This window comes from Rhodococcus sp. MEB064, from assembly GCF_000834565.1.
Lineage (GTDB): Bacteria > Actinomycetota > Actinomycetes > Mycobacteriales > Mycobacteriaceae > Rhodococcoides.
The window spans coordinates 21418-44070 of sequence record NZ_JXQS01000006.1 but is presented as its reverse complement, the minus strand read 5'-3'; the positions used below and the strand labels follow the sequence as shown (position 1 = coordinate 44070).

At 66.7% G+C, this 22653-nt stretch carries 19 protein-coding genes and 1 tRNA gene; 7 read left to right on the top strand and 13 right to left on the bottom strand.

Features of this window, described 5'->3' with window-relative positions:
• Positions 1–18: 18 nt before the first annotated feature.
• Complete coding sequence (locus RU01_RS02915) at positions 19–1455, bottom strand: FAD-binding oxidoreductase (RefSeq protein ID WP_042573010.1); 1437 nt, start codon at positions 1453–1455, stop codon at positions 19–21.
• 143 nt (positions 1456–1598) lie between these two features.
• On the opposite strand from RU01_RS02915, the gene RU01_RS02910 reads away from it, so the two are divergent.
• Positions 1599–6011, top strand: a complete 4413-nt coding sequence (locus tag RU01_RS02910; RefSeq protein WP_042573009.1) for a non-ribosomal peptide synthetase — start codon at positions 1599–1601, stop codon at positions 6009–6011.
• A gap of 50 nt (positions 6012–6061) precedes the next feature.
• Positions 6062–6550, top strand: a complete 489-nt coding sequence (locus RU01_RS02905) for a DUF2231 domain-containing protein (protein WP_042573008.1) — start codon at positions 6062–6064, stop codon at positions 6548–6550.
• Between the two features lie 15 nt (positions 6551–6565).
• On the opposite strand, the gene RU01_RS02900 is transcribed toward RU01_RS02905, so the two are convergent.
• Genes RU01_RS02900 through RU01_RS02890 form a run of 3 tightly spaced genes read right to left on the bottom strand, consistent with a single transcriptional unit; the run spans position 6566 to position 8561 of the window.
• Positions 6566–7456, bottom strand: a complete 891-nt coding sequence (locus RU01_RS02900; protein WP_042573007.1) for a M56 family metallopeptidase — start codon at positions 7454–7456, stop codon at positions 6566–6568.
• Positions 7453–7833, bottom strand: a complete 381-nt coding sequence (locus tag RU01_RS02895; RefSeq protein WP_082042846.1) for a BlaI/MecI/CopY family transcriptional regulator — start codon at positions 7831–7833, stop codon at positions 7453–7455. Before RU01_RS02895 ends, RU01_RS02900 begins: the two co-directional genes overlap by 4 nt.
• A gap of 56 nt (positions 7834–7889) precedes the next feature.
• Positions 7890–8561: a TetR/AcrR family transcriptional regulator gene (locus RU01_RS02890; protein WP_156148767.1), complete on the bottom strand. Its 672-nt coding sequence runs from the start codon at positions 8559–8561 to the stop codon at positions 7890–7892.
• A 74-nt stretch (positions 8562–8635) separates the two neighbouring features.
• Here RU01_RS02890 and RU01_RS02885 point away from each other — a divergent pair, with 74 nt between their 5' ends.
• A complete protein-coding gene (locus RU01_RS02885; RefSeq protein ID WP_042573005.1) occupies positions 8636–9757 on the top strand; it encodes an FAD-dependent oxidoreductase in 1122 nt (373 codons plus the stop codon).
• A gap of 18 nt (positions 9758–9775) precedes the next feature.
• Here the strand turns inward: RU01_RS02885 and RU01_RS02880 are convergent, their stop codons facing one another.
• Positions 9776–11077: a replication-associated recombination protein A gene (locus RU01_RS02880; protein ID WP_042573004.1), complete on the bottom strand. Its 1302-nt coding sequence runs from the start codon at positions 11075–11077 to the stop codon at positions 9776–9778.
• Between the two features lie 82 nt (positions 11078–11159).
• Between RU01_RS02880 and RU01_RS02870 the strand changes: the two genes are divergently transcribed.
• The gene (locus RU01_RS02870) at positions 11160–12176 is read left to right on the top strand and encodes an SDR family NAD(P)-dependent oxidoreductase (protein WP_082042851.1); all 1017 of its coding nucleotides are present in this window, start codon (positions 11160–11162) and stop codon (positions 12174–12176) included.
• Here RU01_RS02870 and RU01_RS02865 read toward each other — a convergent pair.
• The 5 genes from RU01_RS02865 to RU01_RS02845 are packed head-to-tail and all read right to left on the bottom strand — an operon-like array spanning position 12123 to position 17912.
• The gene (locus RU01_RS02865) at positions 12123–13286 is read right to left on the bottom strand and encodes a PucR family transcriptional regulator (RefSeq protein ID WP_197074671.1); all 1164 of its coding nucleotides are present in this window, start codon (positions 13284–13286) and stop codon (positions 12123–12125) included. The two genes, RU01_RS02870 and RU01_RS02865, sit on opposite strands and share 54 nt — an antisense overlap.
• Before the next feature lie 36 nt (positions 13287–13322).
• Positions 13323–14156, bottom strand: a complete 834-nt coding sequence (locus RU01_RS02860) for an SDR family NAD(P)-dependent oxidoreductase (protein WP_042573000.1) — start codon at positions 14154–14156, stop codon at positions 13323–13325.
• Positions 14153–15907 (bottom strand): alpha/beta fold hydrolase, encoded by a 1755-nt coding sequence (locus tag RU01_RS22720; RefSeq protein ID WP_052493094.1) that lies wholly within the window; start codon positions 15905–15907, stop codon positions 14153–14155. The genes RU01_RS02860 and RU01_RS22720 overlap by 4 nt, the downstream gene beginning before the upstream one ends.
• A complete protein-coding gene (locus RU01_RS02850) occupies positions 15904–17388 on the bottom strand; it encodes a flavin-containing monooxygenase (RefSeq protein ID WP_042572999.1) in 1485 nt (494 codons plus the stop codon). The genes RU01_RS22720 and RU01_RS02850 overlap by 4 nt, the downstream gene beginning before the upstream one ends.
• Positions 17389–17408: 20 nt before the next feature.
• Positions 17409–17912 carry a thioesterase family protein gene (locus RU01_RS02845; protein WP_042573057.1) on the bottom strand — a complete coding sequence of 168 codons (504 nt, stop codon included), beginning with the start codon at positions 17910–17912 and terminating at the stop codon, positions 17409–17411.
• A gap of 179 nt (positions 17913–18091) precedes the next feature.
• On the opposite strand from RU01_RS02845, the gene RU01_RS02840 reads away from it, so the two are divergent.
• The gene (locus RU01_RS02840) at positions 18092–18529 is read left to right on the top strand and encodes a hypothetical protein (RefSeq protein ID WP_042572998.1); all 438 of its coding nucleotides are present in this window, start codon (positions 18092–18094) and stop codon (positions 18527–18529) included.
• 78 nt (positions 18530–18607) lie between these two features.
• A complete protein-coding gene (locus tag RU01_RS02835) occupies positions 18608–19228 on the top strand; it encodes a dienelactone hydrolase family protein (protein ID WP_042572997.1) in 621 nt (206 codons plus the stop codon).
• A gap of 57 nt (positions 19229–19285) precedes the next feature.
• Here the strand turns inward: RU01_RS02835 and RU01_RS02830 are convergent, their stop codons facing one another.
• On the bottom strand, positions 19286–20836 hold the full coding sequence (locus tag RU01_RS02830; RefSeq protein WP_042572996.1) for an MFS transporter: 1551 nt from the start codon (positions 20834–20836) through the stop codon (positions 19286–19288).
• A 92-nt stretch (positions 20837–20928) separates the two neighbouring features.
• On the opposite strand from RU01_RS02830, the gene RU01_RS02825 reads away from it, so the two are divergent.
• Positions 20929–21612 (top strand): TetR/AcrR family transcriptional regulator, encoded by a 684-nt coding sequence (locus RU01_RS02825; protein ID WP_197074669.1) that lies wholly within the window; start codon positions 20929–20931, stop codon positions 21610–21612.
• Between the two features lie 3 nt (positions 21613–21615).
• Here the strand turns inward: RU01_RS02825 and RU01_RS02820 are convergent.
• Together RU01_RS02820 and RU01_RS02815 are read right to left on the bottom strand one after the other, a co-directional pair.
• Positions 21616–21689, bottom strand: a tRNA-Leu gene (locus tag RU01_RS02820).
• A gap of 31 nt (positions 21690–21720) precedes the next feature.
• Positions 21721–22548 carry a sulfurtransferase gene (locus RU01_RS02815; protein ID WP_082042843.1) on the bottom strand — a complete coding sequence of 276 codons (828 nt, stop codon included), beginning with the start codon at positions 22546–22548 and terminating at the stop codon, positions 21721–21723.
• Positions 22549–22653: the final 105 nt, after the last annotated feature.

Here is a 22653-nt window from a genome sequence, read left to right as displayed (position 1 = left end):
CTCGGTCCCGTGAGCAGCTCAGCGAGTCGGCGACCCACCGAACAGGACCCCGGGGTTGAGCAATCCCGTCGGATCCCACGCGGCTTTGATACCTCTCATCAGGTCGACCTGATCGCTGCCGTGTTGCCGCGGAAGCCACCGCGCCTTGGCCCGGCCGATCCCGTGTTCGGCACTGACGGTGCCACCGGCTCGGAGGACGAGCTCGAGCACCAGATCTTCGAGCTGCTCCCCCAGCGACGGTGGAATGATCCCGCCGCGTGACGCCACGAGGTTGACGTGGAAGTTGCCCTCCGCGAGGTGCCCGAACAGCGCGACCGTCACCTCGTCCGAGGCGTGTCGGACGGTGTCCTCGATGGCGTGGAACGAGTCGGCGAACACGTCGAGCGGGACGCCGACGTCGAGCTTGATCGGGACGCCGACGCTGTTGATCGACTCGGTGATGCGTTCACGGAACGACCACAGGTGTCGGCACTCGGCCGGTGTGCTCGCCACGGCGATGCGGTCCTCTGCGATCGTCGTTCCGATCACCGTGTCGAGCATGCCGGTTGCCGCACCGAGCAGGTCGATGTCGTCGTCTGCACCTCGACGTCCCGCGTCACCCAGTTCGGCGAAGACCCAGAAGCCGTCCACCGGAAGCGGCGCTGCCTGTCCCGTGTGGTCGGCCGCGCGCTGCACCTCTGCTCCCGCAGCCCATTCCAACGCTTGCAGCCCGGGGAGCCGGCGGAGAACGGGAAGCGCCGACACCGCGGCGGCCACGTCGGGGAATGCGAAGACCAGGACGATGCGATCGGTCACTCGCGGAGCGAGGCGCCAGGTGACGTCGGTGATGAGCGCCAGCGTTCCCTCGGATCCGACGAGCAGGTCGACGAGGTCGAACCCGGTGTTGTCCTTGGGTAGTGTGCGTCGACGATCGACGACCGTCCCTTCCGCCGTCACCGCCCGCAGTCCTGCGATCCGCGCTCGCGCGGTGCCGTGCCGCAGGACGCGCATTCCTCCGGCGTTGGTGGCTGCCGCGCCGCCGACGGTGGCCGATTCGCCGGAAGCCAGCGTCAGACCGCACGTCAGATCCGACCGGTTGGCCATGGCTTCGAGTGCTGCAAGAGTCGTCCCGGCGCCCACGGTGACCGTTCCGTCGTCCTGCACGTCGCCGGCGTCGACGAGATACTCGGTCGAGATGACGACCGATCCCTCGGGGGGCACTGCGCCGGCGACGAGACCGGTGTTTCCGCCCTGCGGGACGACTGCGACCCCGAGTGCGCGACACACCGACATCGCCGCCACAGCAGCGTCGAAAGTCCGGGGGCGGACGACGGCCCGTGGTGCGCCTGTCCAGCGACCCGTCCAGTCGGTGGCGTACTTGACCATGGCGTCGGCGTCCGAGGTCACGCTGCAGTCGGCGATGGCTGCCACCCGGTCGACCACCAGGTCGGGAGCGAGAGGGTCGGACGAGGCCATGGGTTCCCCTCGGGGTTCGACGGCGGACACACGGGCGTGCGCCACCCATCAGGGTTCCACCTGCCCGTTCCCGTCGAGAAGGACGGGTCGATCGACACCGTGGTACTACTTGATCTGTAGTAGTCGAACGTGAGAGGAGAGTCGTGATCGACGGGTCGCTCCCGCTGACGTCCGCCCAGACCGCCGTCTGGTACGCCCAGCAACTCGCACCGGATCTGCCGTTCACGATCGCGTACTGCGTCGACATCACTGGCGACATCGACGTCGACGCGTTGGTCACCAGCGGTTCGACAGCGCACGCGGAGTATCGGACATCGACCCTGCGCATCGCGGACCAGGACGGTCGGCCCTGCCAACGATTCGTCGACGCCACTGCGCACGACATCGACGTCGTCGATCTCCGTCCGGCCGACGATTCCTTCTCCATCGCCCACAGGTCGATGCAGGAACTCTGCGGTCGCGCGGTTCCGCTCGACGGGCCGCTGGTCCTGTCGCGGATCTTCCGCCTGGCCGACGACCGGGTTCTGTGGTTCACCAGGGCGCATCACATCGTCCAGGACGGTCACACCTCGATGCTCGTCCTCGAGCGGACCGCCGCCCTGTACCGGGCACTCGTCGACGGGCGGCCCGCACCGCCCGTGGACGTTCCCACCCCGCAGACCCTGGTGGACGACGACATCACCTACTCGGCGTCGCCCCGACTGCGCCGCGATACCGAGTTCTGGGCCGACCGTTCCGATCGACCCGCCGTTCGGTGGGGTGCGGTACGTCGACCGCGGCCGGTGTCCGCACGGACGCACGAGTCGACCGCCGACCGGAGCAACGCCCACGGCAGCCTGGGCGGTTCCGGAACCGCGACGATGATCGCAGCAGTTGCCGTGTTGCTCAGCCGCATGTGCAGCGTGCAGGACGTTCGGCTGTCGCTCCCCGTATCGGCACGCGCGACCGCCACAAGCAAGCGGGCGGGGTCGACCATGTCGGCTGTCGTGCCTCTCGACCTCGACGGCATCGGCGACTCCACAGTCGGAGGTGCCGTCTCGTCGACGGAGGTGGCACTGCGGTCCGTGTTGCGACGGGCTCGAAGCGCCGCGACTGCGCGCGCGGCGAGCGGATCTCGACTGTCGAGCTCGGACTACTTCGGCCCGACCGTCAACATCATGATGTTCGCCGAGAGCATTCCGATCGGAAACTTGCACGGGCGCTTGGAGATACTGCAGACCGGGCCCGTGTCCGACATCGCGGTCAATATCTATCCCCAGTGGTCGGGCGACGGTGCGCGTGTCGAGTTCGAAGGGAACCCGGCAACACACTCCGCAGCCGACCTCGAGGTTCTACGACGGAGGTACCTGCACGTTCTCGACGCGTTCTCGAATCCCGAGACCGACGTCGCATCGATCGATCTCTCACTCCCCGAGGAACTCCCGCCGACCCCCGCGTCGGTCGGTTCCCCAGCCGACACCTCGTCGACTCTGACCGAGATCTTCCGCGACGCGGTGGACACCCACGGTGATTCTCCGGCGCTCACCTCCGGCGGCGTCACCCTCACCTATCGCCAGGTGGCGACGCGAGTCGATCGGCTCGCGAACATCCTGCTCGATCACGGTGTCGGACCCGACGATGCCGTCGCGGTGCGTGTTCCACGATCCGTGTCGGCCGTCGTCGCGTTCTGGGCGATCGCTCGGGTCGGCGCCGTGCACGTGCCCGTCGACCCAGCTCTGCCCGCTGAACGGGCACGCTTCATCCTCGACGACTGTTCGGCGAGAACGGGACTCGGTGAACCGGGACCGCTGAGGCTCCCGACGTCACGGACGACGTGGATCGCACTGGACGACGTTCGACCGAAGTCTCCGGTCGAACGACGCGACGACTCGTCTCGACGCGATCCTCTCTCGGCCGCCTACATCGTCTACACCTCGGGCTCGACCGGGTCGCCGAAGGGAGTCGTGGTCACGCACAGCGGTATCGGGCCGCTGGTGCAGCACATCCGATCGCACTACGGACTGGGCCCCGCATCACGTATCTCGATGTCGGCAGCGCTCGGCTTCGACACTGCAATCGTCGAACTTGTTGCCGCGGCTGCCACCGGAGCCTCACTGGCCATCTGTCCGCCGGAGGTCATCGGTGGGTCGGAGCTGGCGGAATTCCTCGTCGACCAGGATGTCAGTCATCTCCTCGCCACTCCGTCCGTACTCTCGACGATCGACCCTCGGCAGATCCCCGCTGTCGGAACCGTCATCGTCGGTGGTGAGGAATCGTCGTCGGACCTCCTGGCGTCGTGGTCCCTCGGACGACGACTCCTCGAGGCCTACGGCCCGACCGAGACCACGTGCAGCGTCACGATGACCGACACCATCGAGGCCGACACACGCACGGGCATCGGCACCGCGATGACCGGTGTCCGCATTCACCTGCTCGACGGCCGGTTGAGGCCGGTGGTGCCCGGTGCGGTCGGCGAAATCTACATCGACACTGCCGGTCTCGCTCGGGGTTACCTCGGGAAGCACGGAACCACGTCGACTCGCTTCGTCGCCGATCCGTTCTCCCCCAACGGTTCTCGCCTGTTCCGCAGCGGCGACCGCGCACGGTGCCGCGCCGACGGAACCCTCGAGTTCCACGGCAGGGACGACGATCAGGTACAGATACGCGGCAACCGGGTAGAACTCGGCGAGATCGACAGCACCCTGCGTCGGCACCCGGACGTCGCGGCGGCAGCCGTGTCCCTTCGACGAACCCCCGGTGGCAGTTCACGGATCGACGGTTACATCGTGCCGATGACCGGAACGACGCCCGACGCAGACGATATCCGTCGGTTCGCCGCGGCATCGCTCCCCCCGCACATGGTTCCGTCGTCGATCAGGACTCTCGACGCGATTCCACTCACGGTCAACCGAAAGGTCGATCGACGCGCACTGCCGGAGCCGATCGCTCGTGACGCCGACCCGCACGCGGCACCTCCCCGAGGTGCGACGGAAGAACTGATCGCACAGACATTCCTGGAGGTCCTGGCCGTCGACGGTATCGGCGCCGAGTCGTCGTTCTTCGATCTCGGCGGGGACTCGCTCGCCGCGACCCGCGTGGTGTCGCGGCTTCGCGTCGCGGCCGGCATCGACGTCGGAGTCCGTGACCTCGTTGCATCGCCCACCGTGCGTGCTCTGGCCCTCGTCCTCGACTCCCGAGATGCTCACAGCGAACGGTTCTCTCGCGCAACGCCGGGACTGTCCGACGGCGTGTCAGCCGTTCCCCTCGCGCCACAGCAACGCGATATCGATTTCGACGCCACCCTGCCGCTCTCGAATCTTCCGTTCACCCTCGATATCACCGGTCCGTTCGACCTCGATGCCGCCTCCGCCGCATTCGACGATCTGGCGGCTCGCCACCGCACTCTGCGAACGCGGTTCCCGGACTCACCTGTCGGTCCGCATCAGCTGGTCGACGACACCTCGTCCCCGACCGTGCTTGCGCCGCAGCCGTTCTCCGACCGTGCTGTCGCGGCGTTCCTCTCCGAGCCCATCGACATCCGGCGGGAACTGCCCGTTCGAGTCCGCGTCTTCGTCGACGCGAGTGACCACCATGTCATCGCGTGCGTCGTGCACCACGCCGCCGCAGACGGGTGGGCGCTCGGGATCCTGGGACGCGACTTCGCTGTCGCCTACCGCGCCCGCTCGAGCGGCCACGCTCCGTCGTGGTCGCCGCCGCGTCCCGTGCAGTACTCGGACTACAGCGTCTGGGCGGAGTCGCGCTCGGTGACCGACGATGTCGAGTTCTGGCGCTCCGAGCTCCACGGAGCGAACTTCACATCGACACCCCCGCCGGACCGTCCCCGGCCCGCGACCTGGTCCTTCGACGCGGGGCGCCGCACTCTCCACCTCGATGCCGATGGCGTCCGCGACGTCGATGCCGTCGCGAACCGCCACGGCGTGGGTAGGTTCACCGTGGTTCGGACGGCGCTGATGATTCTGGTGGCGCAGCTGACGGGTTCGGAGGACGTCGTCGTCGGTACGCCTGTCATCGGCCGCGACGATCCGATCCTCGAAGAGATCGTCGGTACCTTCAGCACCACCGTCGCCATACGCACGGATCTGTCCGGTGCCACGACCGTGGCGGAGGCACTCGACTGCGCTCGGGCGAGTGAGACGCGCGCGTTCGATCACACGGCGGTACCGCTGGCAGACATCGCAGATGTGGTCGATCCGGGACCACACCACCAGCGACATCCGCTGTTCCAGGTCGCGTTGTCCTTCGACGTGCTCGAACCCGTAGTCCTCGACGTGCATACCGGGACGGACGGCGATCGGACACGGATCACCGTGACACCGCGCCCCCTCGACATGGCCAAATGCGATCTGCACCTTCACGTCACGGAGCATCGGGACCCGTCCGGAGATCACTGGGAGGTCGGATTCGTGTACCCGACGGCGCTGTACGAGGGATCGACCGTTCAAGAGTTCACTCACATGTTCCGGCGCATCCTCGACACGATCGGCAGCGATTCCGACGCCCCCTGGAGACTTCCGGACCCGGCGCGAACCGCGCCCGAACTACTACACGTTCTGTAGTATCAAACCGGGTGCGCCTCGGCACCGAACGACCCTCCAGGAGTTCACTCGTGTCGACGATCAACGGCCTACCCGCTCACATCCTTCTCGTGCACTTCATCGTCGTGCTGGCGCCGCTGACCGCACTGCTCGCGATCGCCGCAGCCATCTCACGCCCCGTCCGCAACCGACTCGTCTGGCTGATCGCCGCACTGGCGGTGATCACGCTGATTCTGACCCCGCTGACGACCGACGCCGGAGAGTGGCTCGAGAAGCGGGTTCCTCGGTCGGAGGCGGTGCACGAGCACACGGAACTCGGCGACTGGATGCTGTACTTCTCGATCGCCCTGGTCGTCGTGGCAGCGGCGCTCGTCGCCGTGCACCTGCGCGAAAGGCGCGGCACCGCAGTGCCGCGCCGGCTGTCGGTCGTCGTGGTGATCCTCGCGGTCGTCGTCGGTGCTGCGACCATCGTCCAGGTGTATCGCATCGGCGAATCGGGAGCACGCGCGTCCTGGAGCGACGTGTCGGACACACCCTCCGAGGGCGCCGATTCCGAGTAGGCCGTCGGTGCAGCCCTACTCGAGGATCGTGGTCGCCGATTCGCCGGCCTCGGGCACGATGACGTCCTGCGTGACGTCGGTCAGAACCACGACGAGCGATATCAGAGCCGCGGCCACCACAGCGCAGGCGACCACGACGGTCCCCCGCGGCGCCACCGGTGGCGGGCCGCTCAACGCTCGGGCACGCGCGACGACGTCACCTCCCGTCCCGGATACCGTGTAGGACGCCCGATCCCGGGCGACATCTGCCCTGAGCAGCGCCGCCCGCGCCAACGCCGTCATCACGGTGGTGCGATCGGCGGCATCGGCGGCACACTCGTCGGCGTGCCGTTCCGCGGCGTGCCGCACGCGCGCCACCACGGGGCGCGCGAAGGGGTCGAGCAGAGCCGAGACCTCCGCCGCCTGAGTCCAGAAGGCGTGCCGGTAGCGGAGATGCGCACGCTCGTGATCGAGGACAGCACCGATCTCCGCGTCCGAGAGCGCCGACATCAATGCAGTCGTCATGACGATCGCGCCGCCACCGGACGGCACCGCGAAGGCGTCCGGGTCGGACGATTCGACGACCACCACCCCGTCCGTCGCGCGGGCAGTGCGTCCGAACGGAGCCGACCGACGCGCTGTTGCCGCGACTCGTCGAAGATGCATCGCCGACACCGCGACTCGCCACACGAGCCAGATCGCCAGGACGGCTCCGGCCACACGAGGCGGCCACGACGACGCCGACAGGAGCACTGCCGACACTGCGATCGACGACGCGACCACTGCGGCTGCGGACAGCGCGGACAACGCGGATACTCCCACCACTGCCCACCCCGGCGAGAGGTGCCGGTCGAGACGATCACCGAAGAGTCGCAACAGAATCGAGAACACCCAGGGCGCAGCGGCGACACCCACGAACGCGATCACGACCCGTTCACGTCGCGTTCGTCCTGGCGGGACAGCAAGTGCCGCAACGTGACCTCGTCGTCCGGATCGAGCGCGGCGACGAAGTTGGCGAGCACGTCGGCACGCGCCTGTCCCGCGTCGAGTTCGGACCGCATACGCATGGCAGCACGCAGGGCAGGCAGGTCCTCGTACGGGGCACTCAGCGCATAGACGAACGAACGACCGCGCCGTTCGCGGGCGACGAGCCCTTTCCCGTGCAGCCGCACCAGCGCGGTCATCACCGTCGTGTGGGCGAGGTCCGTTTCGAGAAGGCGCCGCACATCGGACACCGACAGTTCCTTGTGCCGGCCGAGAAGTTCCAGCACGGACTTCTCCAGTTCACCGGATCCCCTACGCATCTGCGCAGCTCTCGGCGTTCGGCATGCACCGATTCTAGCCGTGTGCCGGACGAGACTCAGGCCTTGTTCGCGCCATGGGTGATGCCGGACAGGATCAGGTCGACACCGGCGGAGAACTGAGCACGATCGTCGTGGTCCCGTAGCTGCGGCGACACGCGGTGCAGGAATGGGTACGCCCGCGGGTCCAGGCTTTCCCACCGCGTCGCCACCTCGTCCAGGAACGCCTCCCTGCTGATGCCGTCCCGGACGTTCCTGGCGTTGGCAGCGTTCTGGCCGCCAACGCCCAGGATGTAGTTCACCAACGCTGTCGCGGCGTCGAAGAGATCGCGTTCGTCGACGCCCAGTGTCGCGACCCGGCCGCCGATGGCATCGAACAGCTGAGCCAGCGCCGCTTGCCGGGGGTCACGGAGGAGGTGTGCGCCGACCCACGGGTGATCGTCGAGTGCGTCGAAGATTCCGAGCGCCAGTGTCCGGAGGCTTTCCATCGGGCCGTCGCCATCGTCGACGGACGAACGCATCACACGGGATACGACGAGATGCGTGGCCGCGTCCAGTAGCGCGTTCTTGTCGGCGACGTGCCAGTAGATCGCACCGGCTCCGGTGGACAACCGTGCCGCGAGAGCACGGAACGTCAACGCCTTCTCCCCCTCCGTGTCGAGGATGTCGATCGCCGCGTCGACGACGCGCTCTGTCGACAATGCGTCGGTGCGGCGCTGTCCGGTTGCCATGTCGTCCATCTTGACACATCTGGAACAACGTTCCACACTAATGGAACACTGTTCCAAACACGGAAGGATTTCCCATGGCGATCACTGTCGACATCGTCGGCGCGGGCCTCGGCGGTCTGACGCTGGCACGAGTACTCCATCGGCACGGCGCCGCGGTCAGGGTCTTCGAATCGGACACGTCCGCCGATACTCGAACGCAGGGCGGCCAGGTGGACATCCATGAGGAGAACGGCCAGAAGGCACTCGAGGCCGCCGGTCTCACACGCGAGTTCCGGTCGATCGTTCACGAGGGGGCACAGGCACTACGGATTCTCGATCCACACGGAACTGTCCTGCTGGACCAGCCGGACGACGGGGATCAGACTCGGCCGGAGGTTCTTCGCGGCGATCTACGCCGGATTCTTCTCGACGCACTGCCGCAGAACACGGTCAGGTGGGGACACAAGGTCGCCGGCGTGAAGCCTCTGAGCGGCGGCGGGCACCGCCTGACCTTCGCGGACGGGTCGACGATTGTCAGCGAACTGCTCGTGGGAGCCGACGGTGCATGGTCGAGAATTCGCCCACTGGTGTCGCAGTCGACGCCCCACTACACGGGGACGACGTTCGTCGAAACGTATCTGCACGACGTCGACGTACGCTTTCCGGCCACCGCGGACAGTGTCGGCCTCGGCGCGATGTACGCGCTGACACCCGGCCGGGGCATCGTGGCGCACCGCGAGGTAGGCAACGTTCTGCATGCCTACGTCGAACTCACCAGGCCCGCCGAGTGGATCGATACCCTGGACTTCTCGGACGCACCGAGTACGTCGGCACGCGTCGCGAAGGAATTCGACGGCTGGGCAACACATCTGACGGACCTGATCACCGGCAGTGACACCACACCCGTGGCCCGCAAGATCTTCGCGCTCCCCGACGGTCACCGATGGAGGCCGACGCCGGGCGTGACGTTGCTCGGCGACGCGGCGCACCTCATGCCCCCGTCCGGAGACGGAGCCAACCTCGCCATGTTCGACGGCGCCGAGCTCGGACGGTTCATTCTCGCGCACCCCGATGACCCCGATGCCGCGATCGCTGCGTACGAGGCCGAACTGTTCACGCGCACCGATTCCTTCTACGCGGATGCGCACGACATCGTGGATCTGTGCCTCGGTGAGCGTGCGCCGTACGGGCTGATCGAGATGTTCACCGGGGTGTGAGGTCGCGCGTCACTCGTATCAGTTATCGCGAGAGCCGCTCGCGCGCATATTTTCCCACGACCGCAACCGCTCCGTGACGGCGTGCTCGTACCCGTTCGTGGTGGGCTCGTAGAAGACCGGCCGGTCCATGCCGTCGGGGAAGTAGTTCGCGCCGGAGAATCCCGTGTCGGTATCGGGATCGTACCGATACCCCTCGCCGTAGCCGAGGTCCTTCATCAGCGACGTGGGTGCATTGAGAATGTGCTGAGGCGGCATCAGCGATCCGGTTCGCTTCGCCGCGGCACGTGCCTTACCGAAGGCGCGATAGACGCCGATCGATTTGGGCGCGGTCGCGAGATAGACGACGGCCTGAGCGATAGCGAGTTCGCCCTCGGGAGAACCCAAGCGTTCGTACACGTCCCAGGCGGCGAGTGCTTGATGCACGGCGTTCGGATCCGCCAATCCGATGTCCTCCACCGCGAAGCGAGTGATCCGGCGGGCGACGAACAGCGGATCCTCTCCCCCGTCGAGCATCCGCGCCAACCAGTACAGCGATGCGTCCGGATCGGACCCCCGCATCGATTTGTGCAGCGCGGAGATCAGGTTGTAGTGGCCCTCCTGCGACTTGTCGTACAGCGGTGCACGCTTCTGGACCGCCCGTGCGAGTCCGGCCTGATCCAGCGGCCCGGACAGGGCGTGCACCTGCTCGATCATGTTGAGCAGATACCGGCCGTCGCCGTCCGCCATCGCGATCAGTGCACCGCGGGCCTCGTCGGTCAGCGGCAGCGGATGGCTCAGAAGACCCTCGGCGCGGGTGACGAGCGTGCTCAGAGCGGCATCGTCGAGCCGCTTCAGCACGAAGACCTGACTGCGCGAGAGCAGAGCTCCGTTCAGCTCGAAACTGGGATTCTCCGTCGTGGCGCCGACCAGGACGATCGTTCCGTCCTCGACGTACGGCAGAAAGGAATCCTGCTGAGCGCGATTGAAACGGTGGATCTCGTCGACGAACAGCATCGTGCCGTGACCGGTCTCCCGCCGGATCTGTGCCGACTTGAACACCTTTCGAAGATCTGCGACGCCCGAGAAGGTGGCGGACAGAGGTTCGAAGGCCAGATCGGTCTGCTCCGCGAGAAGCCGCGCGATCGTGGTCTTTCCGCACCCTGGCGGCCCCCACAACACCATCGACACGAGTCGCTTCGTCTCGACCATCCGCCCGATCGGTGCATCCGGGGCCAGCAGATGATCCTGCCCGATCACGTCCTGCAACGTCCGAGGCCTGAGCCGGTCCGCCAGCGGGCGCGACGCGTCGTCCACCTCGAACAAGGACGGCTCCGACGTCACGATCGAATCCCGACGGAACTGCAGTGGTCGTCGATGTACACGCTGCCCTCCAGACGTCGTCGGCGGTCTCGAGACTACGCCGATGGCAGAAGCGACCGGTGGACCCGACGCGGCATCGTGTGCACACGCACAGCAGCGCCGCGACAACGGTGGACCGCGGTACCTACTTGCCGCGGCCACCACCGGAGATGATCGACGACATCATCACTCTCGGAAGAAGGGCAGTCGACGCATGAAGTCGGTATCCGGCAAGGTCGTACTCATCACGGGAGGCGCATCGGGCATCGGGCTCGAGACGGGACGTCGGCTGGCATCGATGGGCGCCCATGTCGTCCTGGTGGATCGGAGCGACATTCCCGCCGACGTCCTGGCGAGCCTCCCGACGTCACACCACGGACGGCACCGTGCGTTCAGCGCCGACGTCACCGACAGCGCATCCCTCGAAGCTGTTGTGACCGAGGTGCTGTCGGAATACGGCTGCCTCGATATCGTCCTGGCAAACGCCGGCATCGCGGAGGCCGGCACTGTCGCCATCAGCGACGTCGAGAACTTGGCACGTATCGTCGAGATCAACCTGATCGGTGTCATCCGGACCGTGCACGCGACGCTGCCGGCAATCACGGCACAGCGAGGTTTCTATCTCTTGGTCTCGTCGGCCGCCGCACTCAAAACTGTTCCCGGACAGGCTGCCTACGCCGCGGCGAAGACCGGAGTCGAAGCTTTCGGCGGAGGGTTGCGCCTCGAAGTAGCGCACAAAGGCGTCGGAGTCGGAGTCGCCCACCCTGCGTTCGTCCGGACACCGATGTTCGACTCCCAGCACAGGATCGCCGCCGTGCGCGACGGTATCGAGGAACTGCCGTGGCCTTTCGGTGTGGTGACCGAGCTGAGCGACTGCGTCGACACGTTCGTCGCTGCCATCGTCCGCCGTCGCCGAAAGGTGTACGTACCCGGCGCGCTCCGCGGAGTCGACACTGTTCGCGGCGTGTTCACCGGCCGGCTCTGGGATGCGATCCTGCGCCCGCGGATGCGGAAGACGGTCCCCGCTCTAGAACGCGGGATCCTCGACAGTCGAGCCGGCGGTGCGCTCCCTCGTCAGTAGCCACCAGGCCAGGACCAGGTCTGTCGTCCTGTCGATGTCCAGACCGGTGAGATCTCCGAACCGTGCGACGCGATTGCGGACGGTGTTGCGGTGGACGAACAGCGCGGCCGCGGTGTCGTCGACACGTCGATCGTGCTCGAGGTACGCCGCCACGGTGTCGATGATGTCGCGTCCGGACGGGCCGCGTTCCAGCAGCGGGGTGAGATGCGCAGAGGCGAGCCTGTCGGCCGACTCCTCCCCCAGCGCGAGCAACGGGAGGGGTCCGAGCGCCGCGAGATCGAGAACTCCCGCCCGGCCGAACCTGGTGGCGAGATCCAGGGCGAGGTGCGCCTGCCGGAACGACGCCCGAGCGCCCGATACCGGAAGCGCGTCGCCGACACCGACCGACACTGCCGCGTCCATCCCGTCGGGAACCCGGGGAAGCAGTGCCACCAGGAAACCGTCGATGACCGCGTCGACGACCACGAGACCGCCACCGCCGCAGCGGATACGAAGCATGGCTCGGACGTCCGACACTGTCGATGAGTCGTTCCACGCCAGGCATGCGACGCGGTAATGGTGCCCGATGTCGATACCGTGCTCCGAGGCGTGGGCCTGCAGTACCGCCGGCACGTACGAACCCTCGATCAGCTGCCGGAGAAGATCTGCGCGCCGCGTCGCACCCGCGACCGCACGCTCCTGAACCACCGTGTTCACCGCCGCCGAGTAGGACGTGGCCCATTCCCACATCATGTCCTGGATGTCGTCCACGGCGTCCGTCGACAGACCCTGCTCGGCCGCGTTCCGGCGAACCATCTTGAACAGCTCGCGCGCCCCGAGCTGGATGCTGTGGGCCACGAGTTCGAGCGGAATCGTCTGACCGGCCCACAACCGGACCAGATCGGTGACGTCGTGGGAGTCCACCTCGGGGGCATCGCTGCGCAGACGTCGGAGCACGATGTCGAGGATCGCGCGAGTGTTGCGCTGCACCTCGGCGTGCGTGACAGAGTCGTACACGGGAATGTCTCTGCGATACAACGTGGTCAGCTCGGATGCCACGGCATCGAGTTGGTCGTCGGCATCGGCGACGAGGGAGGTGATGCGCGCGGCGATCTCGCGCTCTCGTGTCATCGCCCTGTCGTCACCCATCGTGGTCGCCTCTCGTCGTCACGAGCGTGTCATATCCTCCGTCGCGAGGCGCCGGATCTCGGGTGCGGCAGCTCGACTGCGCGCCGTGAACACGCGTGTGGGCAGCGCGGCGCGCAGGACCAGCAGTACCCGACCAACTCGCGGGTACACCGTGCGCGCCGAGCGCCGTTCCAGAGACCGAACGATGTGCGGCACGATGTCGTCCAGCGGTGTGACCGCACCGAAAGGCCCCGGTAGCGCCGCGAGTAACGCAGCGAAGGCGGGGCGCCCCATTTTTCCGGTGACCATGGCGGTGTCGATCCACCCGGGGTGGAGCGACCCCACCCGCACCCCCGTTCCGCTCAGTTCCAGCCGAAGTGAATCGGCGAATGCTTCCAATCCGGCTTTGGCCGCTGCGTACGCCGTGTGTCCGGGCTGATGCGCGAACGACGCCCACGAGCAGGTGAACGCCACGTACCCACGTGACGCCATGACCGCGGGCAGTGCAGCCCTCACGACGTTGTGCGCGCCGATCAGGTTGATGTCGACGACGCGTTTCCACGCACCCTCCGGGAGAAGGTCGACGGGCCCGTACTCGGACACCCCGGCGTTGGCCCAGACGATGTCGATGCGACCCCGGTCGGCGACGACCGTGTCGATCACCCGTCGGCAAGCGTCGGCATCCCGAACATCGAGAACATGGGTGTCGCAGTCGCCCACCAGCGACTGCGCGGTGCGAGCCAGTCCGCCCTCGTCCACATCGAGCAGTACGACGGTCGCGCCACGCTCCGAACATGCTCGGGCCGTGGCGGATCCGATCCCGCCCGCCGCTCCGGTGACGACCAGGACCATGCCGGTGAGATCGTGGCTCATGACTCGACCGCCGTCGGCGCGCCGACGACAGCGAGCGCCGACTCGGTGATGCTGCCGAGAACCAGATGCGGTCCACGACGGACGACGCCGGTCACCATCTTGTACCCGGGTTCCGACGACTGGAGGTCGTGGACGACGGTGCCGTGCTCGTCCACCGCGATCACCCAGGTCGTCGATTCGCCTTCGCGAACCGACTCGGGAAGTCGGTACGCGATCCGACGAAAGAGCCCCGGAAGCTGCGCGACCCGATCGTGGAGCGCACTGCGTGGGGTCGCCATCGCCACCCAGACGAGGTCGCCGTCGGCGGAGACGTTGTCCGGGAACGCCGGCAGGTTGTCCTCCAGGACGGTCGGCGCGCCCGCTCGACCGTCGACGACCGGGTAGCGCGTGATGCGGAAGTCACCGGACGACGCCACCGTCACCGCGTCCTCCGCGTCCGACACGGTCAGTCCGTTCGGGAACTGGAGTCCGTCCACCAGGGTGCGGGCCGGCCCGTCCGGTGGGAGCACGGCGACTCGTCCGGTACCCGAGTGCTCGAGGAGATCCGCGAGGAAGTCGTGGAACCCGAACCGTCGGGTGGACACGGTGAAGTAGAGGGTGCCCGATCGACCGCGAACGATGTTGGAGGCGAACGTGATCGGCTCGCCGTCGAGCTGATCGACCAGCACCTCGACTCGCCCGCTCGCGAGATCGACGCGCAGAACGCCTCGTTCCGCGTCGCACACCAGGACCGTGTCGTCGTCCAGCACGGTGATGCCGAGCGGACGGCCTCCGGTGTCGGCAAGTGTCTCGACCGTGTGGGTGGTGCTGTCGAAGGTCACGCGCAGGATGCGCCCGTCTTCGAGTCCTGTCAGCACACGCCCCTGCGAGTCCAGCCGCACATCTTCCGGTCCTCTGCCTGGAAGTTCGAGACGCCTGATCGGCGACATACGCTGCGCGCTCGACGCCCGCCGCGCTCGGTCGGTGGCCTTCGGCGGCGTCCACCGAACGGGCCGCAGGCGGGGAGCCGGCCTCGACGTGGGTCGTTCGGCGTCACCCGGCTGCGCGGTTCCCGTGATCACCGCTGCCACAGCACCTGCCGAACTCCACGGAGCGCCGTGCCCTTCCCGCGGGAGAGGGTAGGCGGACACCCCTCGGCCGGACGCACTGTCGGCCATGGCGCTCGAATCCACGCGCCGATCGTCGAGTCCGTAGACGACGGACACGGGACACTCGAGCGTCCCCAGCCGTGGACCCAGTGGCATCCCGTCCAGGTAGGTGTCGACCGCCGCGGACGATGCGCGAAAACGTTGCAGCCCGGTGTCACGGAGATCCCGCACGGCGAAGTCCGGAACGGCACCGCCCGGCAGGAATGCCGTAGCGAGGCCACGCTCCAACGACGTGTCCGGCAGCGCACTCCACACGGCCGCACCGAGCACCGGAATCCCCAACACCGTTTCGGAGAAGCCCCGTGCCGTGAGTCGGGACGCCACCGTGGGCGGAGTGGCCACCAGCACGAGGCGGCCCACGAGCGTCGGAAACTGTTCGGCGACCGACGTCGCCACCAGTCCCCCTCGCGAATGACCCACCAATATCACGGGGCCGAGGTCGGCTGCTCGAATCCGGCGCGCGACGTCCAGCGCATCGACCTCGATCGACTCCGTGCCCGCAAGATCCGGCGCTGACACCGTGCCCGGGAGCAGAGGTCGCACGCGATCCCAGATCGCGTGCGACCCACCGAGACCGTGGAGAAGGACGATCGGGTCGGTCATCGCGACACTGCCGTCGGCCGAACATTGTGGCGGGCGGGGTCGAATCGCACTGCGCGGCTGCGATATCCGAGGATGCTGCCGGGCCACAGGTTGCTGTTGCGCCCGGCGGGATCGAGATACCAGCTCGAACATCCGCCGCTCGTCCAGACCGTCCCCTCGGTCAGTTCGTCGATCCGCTCGGAATACTCGGCCTGCGCCCGCTCCGTCGGCTCGATGGACCCGCGCGCCTCGATCGCGTGCCTCATGGCGCGTTCGATGTACTGCAGTTGCGACTCGAACATCATGATGACCGAGGTGTGTCCGAGAGCGATGTTGGGACCGTGCATCAGGTACAGATTCGGGAAGCCCGCGACGGTCGTACCCAGATAGGCACGGGGGCTCTCACCCCAACTGTCCGCCATCGTGCGCCCATTTTCATCGATGATGCTGTCCGTCAACGGAAGTCGGCTCGTGTCGAAGCCCGTGCCGAAGATGATCGCGTCGACCTCGTGAGTAGTTCCGTTCGCGTCCACGACCCCGGTGCGCGTCACCGTCGAGACACCGACCGTCTCGACCGCGACGTTCGGCTGCGCGAGTGCCGGGTAGTACTCGTCGGACAGCAGAATCCGCTTGCAGCCCATCCGGTACGACGGTGTGAGCTTCTCGCGCAGGACCGGATCGCTCACCGCATGGTGCAGATGCGCGCGGCCCTCCTTCTCCCCGATGCGCATCAGAGCCGGATTCCGGAACGCCAGCAGCTTGATCTCGCGCTCGGCGTAGATCTTCGCGCGGGCAGCTCGCTGGAATCCCGGCACCGACTTCAGGAGCCGACGCTTCTTCGCCGAGATGGGTTGGTCGTCCCGCGGCATGACCCAGGGAGCGGTCCGCTGGAAGACCGTGAGGGACTGCACCAACGGTTGGATCTTCGGAACGAACTGGATCGCGGACGCACCGGTACCCACGACCGCGACACGCTTTCCGGTCAGATCCACGTCGTGGTCCCACTGCGACGAGTGGAACACCGGACCGTCGAAGTCGTCGATCCCCTCGATGGAGGGTAGTGACGGGTCGGCCAGCGACCCGGTCGCGACAACGACGTGGTCCGCCGTCGACGTTCCCCGCGCCGTCTCGAGCGTCCACCGCCCCGTGGACGCATCTCGCGTCACGGACGTCACCGGGCAGTTAGTCCGCAGTCGCGGCAGCAGCCCGTGCGTGCGGGCGACGTCGTCGAGATACGCCCTGATTTCCGACTGCCGGGCGTAGGTGTGACGCCAGCGATGACTCGGCGCGAACGAGAAGGAATACAGCAAACTCTGCACATCGCAAGCAGCGCCCGGGTAGTCGTTGTCGCGCCAGACACCGCCCAACGTCGAGGCGCGTTCGAACAGCACGACGCTGCCCTTGTGCAGACTTTCGAGGCGGATGGCGGCCCCGATACCCGCGAAGCCGGAACCGATGACGGCCAACACGTGATGGTCGGGGCTCGATCGAGGTGTCGTCATGACTGGTGCTCTTCCGCTGATTAGGACGTTCTGGACAGTGTCGACCACTCGACGACCTCCGCCGGAAGGTGATCCGGCAGAACGAAGACGCCGTCGAGCTCGAGCACTCGGTCGGGCGCCACGGACCCGCCTGCCTTGTCGATGATGCGGACGGACACCAGTGCGGTGGCGTAGTCGATGTCGCCGATGTGGAAGATCTGCTGGAAATACAGATTCTTCGCATCGGTGCCGAGCAACCGTGTCCGCACGCGAAAGGCCTTGGGGAAAGTCAACGACCGGCCGTACGTGATGGTCTGCGCGGTGACCACCGGAGACCACCCGCGGGCTCGGAACTGCCGCCACAGGCCGGTCTTCGCGTAGTACGCGATGCGGGCGGCGTCGAGAATCGACAGGTACCGACCATTGGTCATGTGCATCAGGATGTCGAGATCGACGAGCTGCACGCGGAAGCGTGTCTCCAGTGAATCCCCGACCCGAGCGGTCCGGCCGAAGCCCCGCATACGCAGAAGCCAGCGGATCGTCATGATCACGTCTCGACATCCCTCCCGTACGTGCCGTCCGACCCGATCAGGTCGATCCCCCCATCCTGGGTGACGAGCGTCGACCGAACGATGGATGTCGGGACATGACGTCGCCAGGGCGGGTGTGCACGTGCACAAGGCCGACGATGTAACGGACGGCGCGTCTGCACCGACCAGGTGGTATGACTCTGTCGCTGATCACCCGTTCGTGCCTCGTTGCCGCTGTCTGCACGGGAGGCCTTGTCCTGTCGTCCGGAACGGCATCCGCCGAGGTCGTCGACCTCGACATACTTCCCGGCCTCAGCCTGGGGCCGACGACGCCCTACGGCGTCGGCTGCACCTACATCGCCGTCGCTCGTACCGCAGATGCGTCCGGACCGCGTGTGGACATCGCACCGCTCGATCCCGATTCGATCATGCCCATCGAGGAATTCGCGTGGCAGTTCGACCCCTACTGGTCGTCGCCGGTGATCGCCGGATACAAGGTGTCACTGTGGACCCCCACGACGCCCGGCGAACATTCGCTCATGGCCTACGAGACCTCCGCAGGTGGACCCGTCGCCACCGTGACCGTCAACCCCGCCACTCCTGTCGGCCCGCTGTGCTTGGTTGCGCCCTGACCACCTGAAAGGTTGGTGCTCGCCGTCGGCATCTCGCGAGTACGGTCGACATGTCGAACGCGAGGACCGGGGGATCTCATGGTCGCTATTGCTGTTTTCCACTCTGTTCTCGGAGTGCGACAGGGTATTCGGGACGCCGCCGACCACCTGCGGGATGCCGGTCACGATGTGACTGTCGTCGACCAGTACGAAGGTCGGTCCTTCGACGACTACGGTTCTGCCCAAGCATTCGCCTCGGACATCGGGTTCCCTGCATTGATGCAAAGGGCACTGACCGGGGTGTCGCACCTACCCGACGGCTTCGCCCTCCTCGGGTTTTCGAATGGAGGTGGAATGGCGACTTTCGTTGCTACGCGGCGCCGAGTGAGGGGTGCGGTGCTCTGCTCCGGAGCTCTTCCGCTCCACATGATCGACGTCGATCGCTGGCCTGACGGTGTTCCGGTGCAACTCCACTACGCGGTCGACGACCCGTTCAAGACTGCCGGATCGGTCGAATCGGTGATGGCATCGGTGAATGCCGCCGGTGCGCCGGCCGAGTACTTCCAGTACCCCGGTAGCGGTCACCTTTTCACGGATGTGGAGATGCCCGGCGAATTCGACCCTGACGCAACTGCGCATTTCTGGACTCACGTCGACCGGTTCATGTCCTCTTCCGACGCCCCGGTCCACTCGACCGACGGCGGAAAAGCTCGGGACTGATCGTGGACCTTGACCACCGCCTGGCGGGGGTCGATGTCCACGATCGGCGCCCACGCTCTATTCCTTGCGCGACTCCTGGCCCTTCTCCGGGTGGGACGGCAGGAAGACGAGCGTGAGAACCGCGGCCAAAGCCGTGACCGAACCCGCCACGATGCTGCCCGTGGAGAAGCCGTCGACGAACCCTGCGCGGGCGAGGGTGGACAGCTGATCACCCAGGGTGGCTCCCGTGTCCCCGAGCGTCACCGACACCTGTTGTGCCGCAGCGAGAGCGGCGCCGACAGACTCGCGGGCAGGCTCGAGAACGGCGGTCGGCAATTCGGAATCCAAGCCGTCTCGGTAGACCGACAGCGCGACCGACCCGATGACCGCGACGCCGAGGGTGCCGCCCAGTTCACGGGTCGCATCGTTGACCGCCGACCCCATGCCCGCCTTGTCGTTCGGCACGACGCCCATGATCGCCTCGGTCGCCGGGGCGCTGATCAATCCGAGGCCGGCGCCGAGCAGGATCATCTGCCCGGCAATCTGGAGGTACCCGGTGTCCGTACCCACCGTCGATGTCCACGCGAAGGCAAGAGTGAGAGAGCCGAGTCCGCTCGCCACAACGATTTTCGTGCCGACTGCGACTGCGAGTCGAGGTCCGATCAGTGATAAGAGGGCGATCGAACTCGCGACCGGAAGCATCCGGACGCCGGTCTCGAATGCTCCGTAACCTCTCACGGATTGGAAGTACTGCGTCACCAGGAAGATGAAGCCGAACATCGCGAAGAAGGCGCTGGTGACCGCGCCGCTGGCCGCGGTGAATCGCATGTTGGTGAACAACCGCACATCGAGCATCGGATGCTCGGCCCGAGCTTCGCGGATGACGAAGGCTGTCAGAAGTAGTGCTGCCACAGCGAATCCGGCAAAGGTTGCTCCGGACGACCATCCGCGGTCAGGCGCCTCGATGATGGCGTGAACGAGTGAACCCAACGCCAGGATGGACAACGCCAACCCGGATTTGTCCAGTGGTGGCGTGGACGGGTCACTCGAATTCGGCACCAGACGAACCGCGAGAAGTATGGTGAGCGCCGCCGCCGCCGCGTTGAACACGAGTGTGGATCCCCACCAGAAATGCTCGATCAGCGCGCCGCCGATGACGGGACCGACAGCGACGGAGATTCCTGTCGCCGCGCCCCACAATGCGATCGCGGTGACGCGTTCCGACCGTTCCGTGAACACATTCGTCAAGATCGACAGGGTTACGGGATAGACCACCGCCGCCGCGATACCGGCCAACGCCCGCCACAGAATGAGTTGATCGGCGTTCCCACTCCACGCGCCGCCCAGCGATGCCACGAGAAACAGGAGCAGGCCGCCGAGCAGGAACGGCCGGCGCCCGAACCGGTCGCTCAGCGATCCTGCAGCGAGAACCAGTGCCGCGAACGCCAGGTTGAACGCGTCGACGATCCAGAGCAGATCTCTCGTGGACGCACCCAGCGCGCCGACCAGGGTGGGCAGCGTGATGTTGACGATCGTCGTCGAGACGTTGACGACGAACACGGCGAAGCACAGCGTGAGCAGAACCGCGGGCTTGGATCGGCGAGACGTCGACGACTGAAGAATCTGCATAACAGGTTTATAGCAGTTCACAGCGGTCAATGTGTGCGGAAGGTGGCGGCAGTCGAACTCGAGTGCATGGCCGAGGTGAGAGCATGGTGGGTATGTCCACGCCTCGACCGCCGGATGACGTTCCGGTTCGTGAACGACTGATCGCTGCAGCCGTTGCAGTGCTCGCAACGGACGGACCGGGCGAACTGAAGGTTCGGCGGATCAGCGAGCAGGCCGGGTCGACGACGATTTCGGTCTACCACCACTTCGGCGACATGCGGGGGCTCCTCGACGAGGTGGTCGCTCGGGGCTACGACACCCTGAAAGCTGCGATGCTCGAGGCGGAGAACGTCCATGCCGACCCCGGCGCACAACTGTTCGCCATGGCCCTGTCCGCGCGAGACATGGCTCTGGCCAACCCTCATCTGTACGACTTGATGTTCGGGCTGTCGACCCGCGGAGGGATCCGTGCTGCACCACCGAAGAAAGGCGGTGCAGCACGACGTCACTTCACAGAGGCCTATGCAGTGTTGGTTCGCTCGTGCGGGCGCTTGGTCGACACCGGTCGCACCGAGGGGTACACCGGCACGCAGATCGCGGCGCAGTTGTGGAGCATGGTGCACGGTTTCATCTCACTCGAGGCCGCGGGGCAGTACGACGACCTCACCGACACCGTCACAGAGTTGCTCGCGCCCATGGCGATCACGCATTTCATCGGAATGGGAGATACCCGCGAACGCGCGACGATCTCCGCAGCGATCGCGCATCATGGCTGGACGGAGCGGGCCCGGATGTAGCGGTGCCCCCAGTCGGACTCGAACCGACAACACAAGGATTTTAAGTCCTCTGCCTCTGCCAATTGGGCTATGGGGGCCTGTCGCGGAATACCCTATCGGGCGATGCGATCAGCTGGTCTCCACGGGCCGATCGGGATCCGACGACCATGCAGACCACGATCCGGGATAGAGGGTCGCATCGACGCCGGCCACCGCGAGAGCTGCAATCTGGTGGGCAGCGGTCACTCCGGACCCGCAGTAGACCGCCACCTGGTCACCCGGTCGAATGCCTAACGCGCGGAACCGGTCTCGCAGGGTCGACGGATCCGCGAAGACACCGTCGCGAGTCAGATTGTCCGACGTCGGCGCACTGATGGCGCCCGGGATGTGGCCGGCTCGTGGATCGATCGGTTCCACCTCACCGCGGTACCGCTCCCCCGCGCGCGCATCGAGAACCGTGCCTACGAACGTCGCCACCTCGTCCGACGACACCGTCGGCAGGTGCCCCGGCGACAACGTCACCGTTCCGACGCGCGCCGCAGTCTCCTCGCCGGAACGAGTCTCTCTGCCAGCTGCGGTCCACGCGCCCAACCCACCGTCGAGCAGGCGCACGGTGGACAGGCCTGCCCACCGCAGCAGCCACCAGGCGCGCGCTGCGGCGAGGTTGCCGGTGGCGTCGTAGGCCACGACTGTCGACTCGTCGTCGATTCCCCACCGCCGTGCGTTGGCCTGCAGATCGGCGATGTCCGGCAGAGGATGACGACCGTCCGTGGGATCGCCGTGGCCGGCGAGTTCGGTGTGCAGGTCGACGTAGACGGCGCCGGGGATGTGCGCGTCCACGTATTTGCGATGGCCCTCCGTATCGCCCAGAACCCATCTGACGTCGAGAAGCACCGGTGGACGGGACGACTCCAGCGCAGCCGACAGCTCGGACGCGGTCCACAGAATCTCCGACATACGGGTGATGGTACGACGCACCGGGCGCGGCCGGGTCCGCCGTGCGCAGCGCCCGGCCGTGGGCGCACTCTGCACAGTCCGCTCTGCGCCGCGCGCAGCGCTCGG

Bases quoted from the DNA above. Each gene is read 5' to 3' on its own strand.
- RU01_RS02815 (WP_082042843.1), bottom strand. From the start codon at position 22,548: ATGTCGGAGATTCTGTGGACCGCGTCCGAGCTGTCGGCTGCGCTGGAG.
- RU01_RS02915 (WP_042573010.1), bottom strand. From the start codon at position 1,455: ATGGCCTCGTCCGACCCTCTCGCTCCCGACCTGGTGGTCGACCGGGTG.
- RU01_RS02840 (WP_042572998.1), top strand. From the start codon at position 18,092: ATGACTCTGTCGCTGATCACCCGTTCGTGCCTCGTTGCCGCTGTCTGC.
- RU01_RS02865 (WP_197074671.1), bottom strand. From the start codon at position 13,286: ATGACACGAGAGCGCGAGATCGCCGCGCGCATCACCTCCCTCGTCGCC.
- RU01_RS02835 (WP_042572997.1), top strand. From the start codon at position 18,608: ATGGTCGCTATTGCTGTTTTCCACTCTGTTCTCGGAGTGCGACAGGGT.
- RU01_RS02845 (WP_042573057.1), bottom strand. From the start codon at position 17,912: ATGACGATCCGCTGGCTTCTGCGTATGCGGGGCTTCGGCCGGACCGCT.
- RU01_RS02885 (WP_042573005.1), top strand. From the start codon at position 8,636: ATGGCGATCACTGTCGACATCGTCGGCGCGGGCCTCGGCGGTCTGACG.
- RU01_RS02830 (WP_042572996.1), bottom strand. From the start codon at position 20,836: ATGCAGATTCTTCAGTCGTCGACGTCTCGCCGATCCAAGCCCGCGGTT.
- RU01_RS02870 (WP_082042851.1), top strand. From the start codon at position 11,160: ATGGCAGAAGCGACCGGTGGACCCGACGCGGCATCGTGTGCACACGCA.
- RU01_RS02890 (WP_156148767.1), bottom strand. From the start codon at position 8,561: ATGGCAACCGGACAGCGCCGCACCGACGCATTGTCGACAGAGCGCGTC.
- RU01_RS02850 (WP_042572999.1), bottom strand. From the start codon at position 17,388: ATGACGACACCTCGATCGAGCCCCGACCATCACGTGTTGGCCGTCATC.
- RU01_RS02860 (WP_042573000.1), bottom strand. From the start codon at position 14,156: ATGAGCCACGATCTCACCGGCATGGTCCTGGTCGTCACCGGAGCGGCG.
- RU01_RS02895 (WP_082042846.1), bottom strand. From the start codon at position 7,833: ATGCGTAGGGGATCCGGTGAACTGGAGAAGTCCGTGCTGGAACTTCTC.
- RU01_RS22720 (WP_052493094.1), bottom strand. From the start codon at position 15,907: ATGACCGACCCGATCGTCCTTCTCCACGGTCTCGGTGGGTCGCACGCG.
- RU01_RS02825 (WP_197074669.1), top strand. From the start codon at position 20,929: ATGTCCACGCCTCGACCGCCGGATGACGTTCCGGTTCGTGAACGACTG.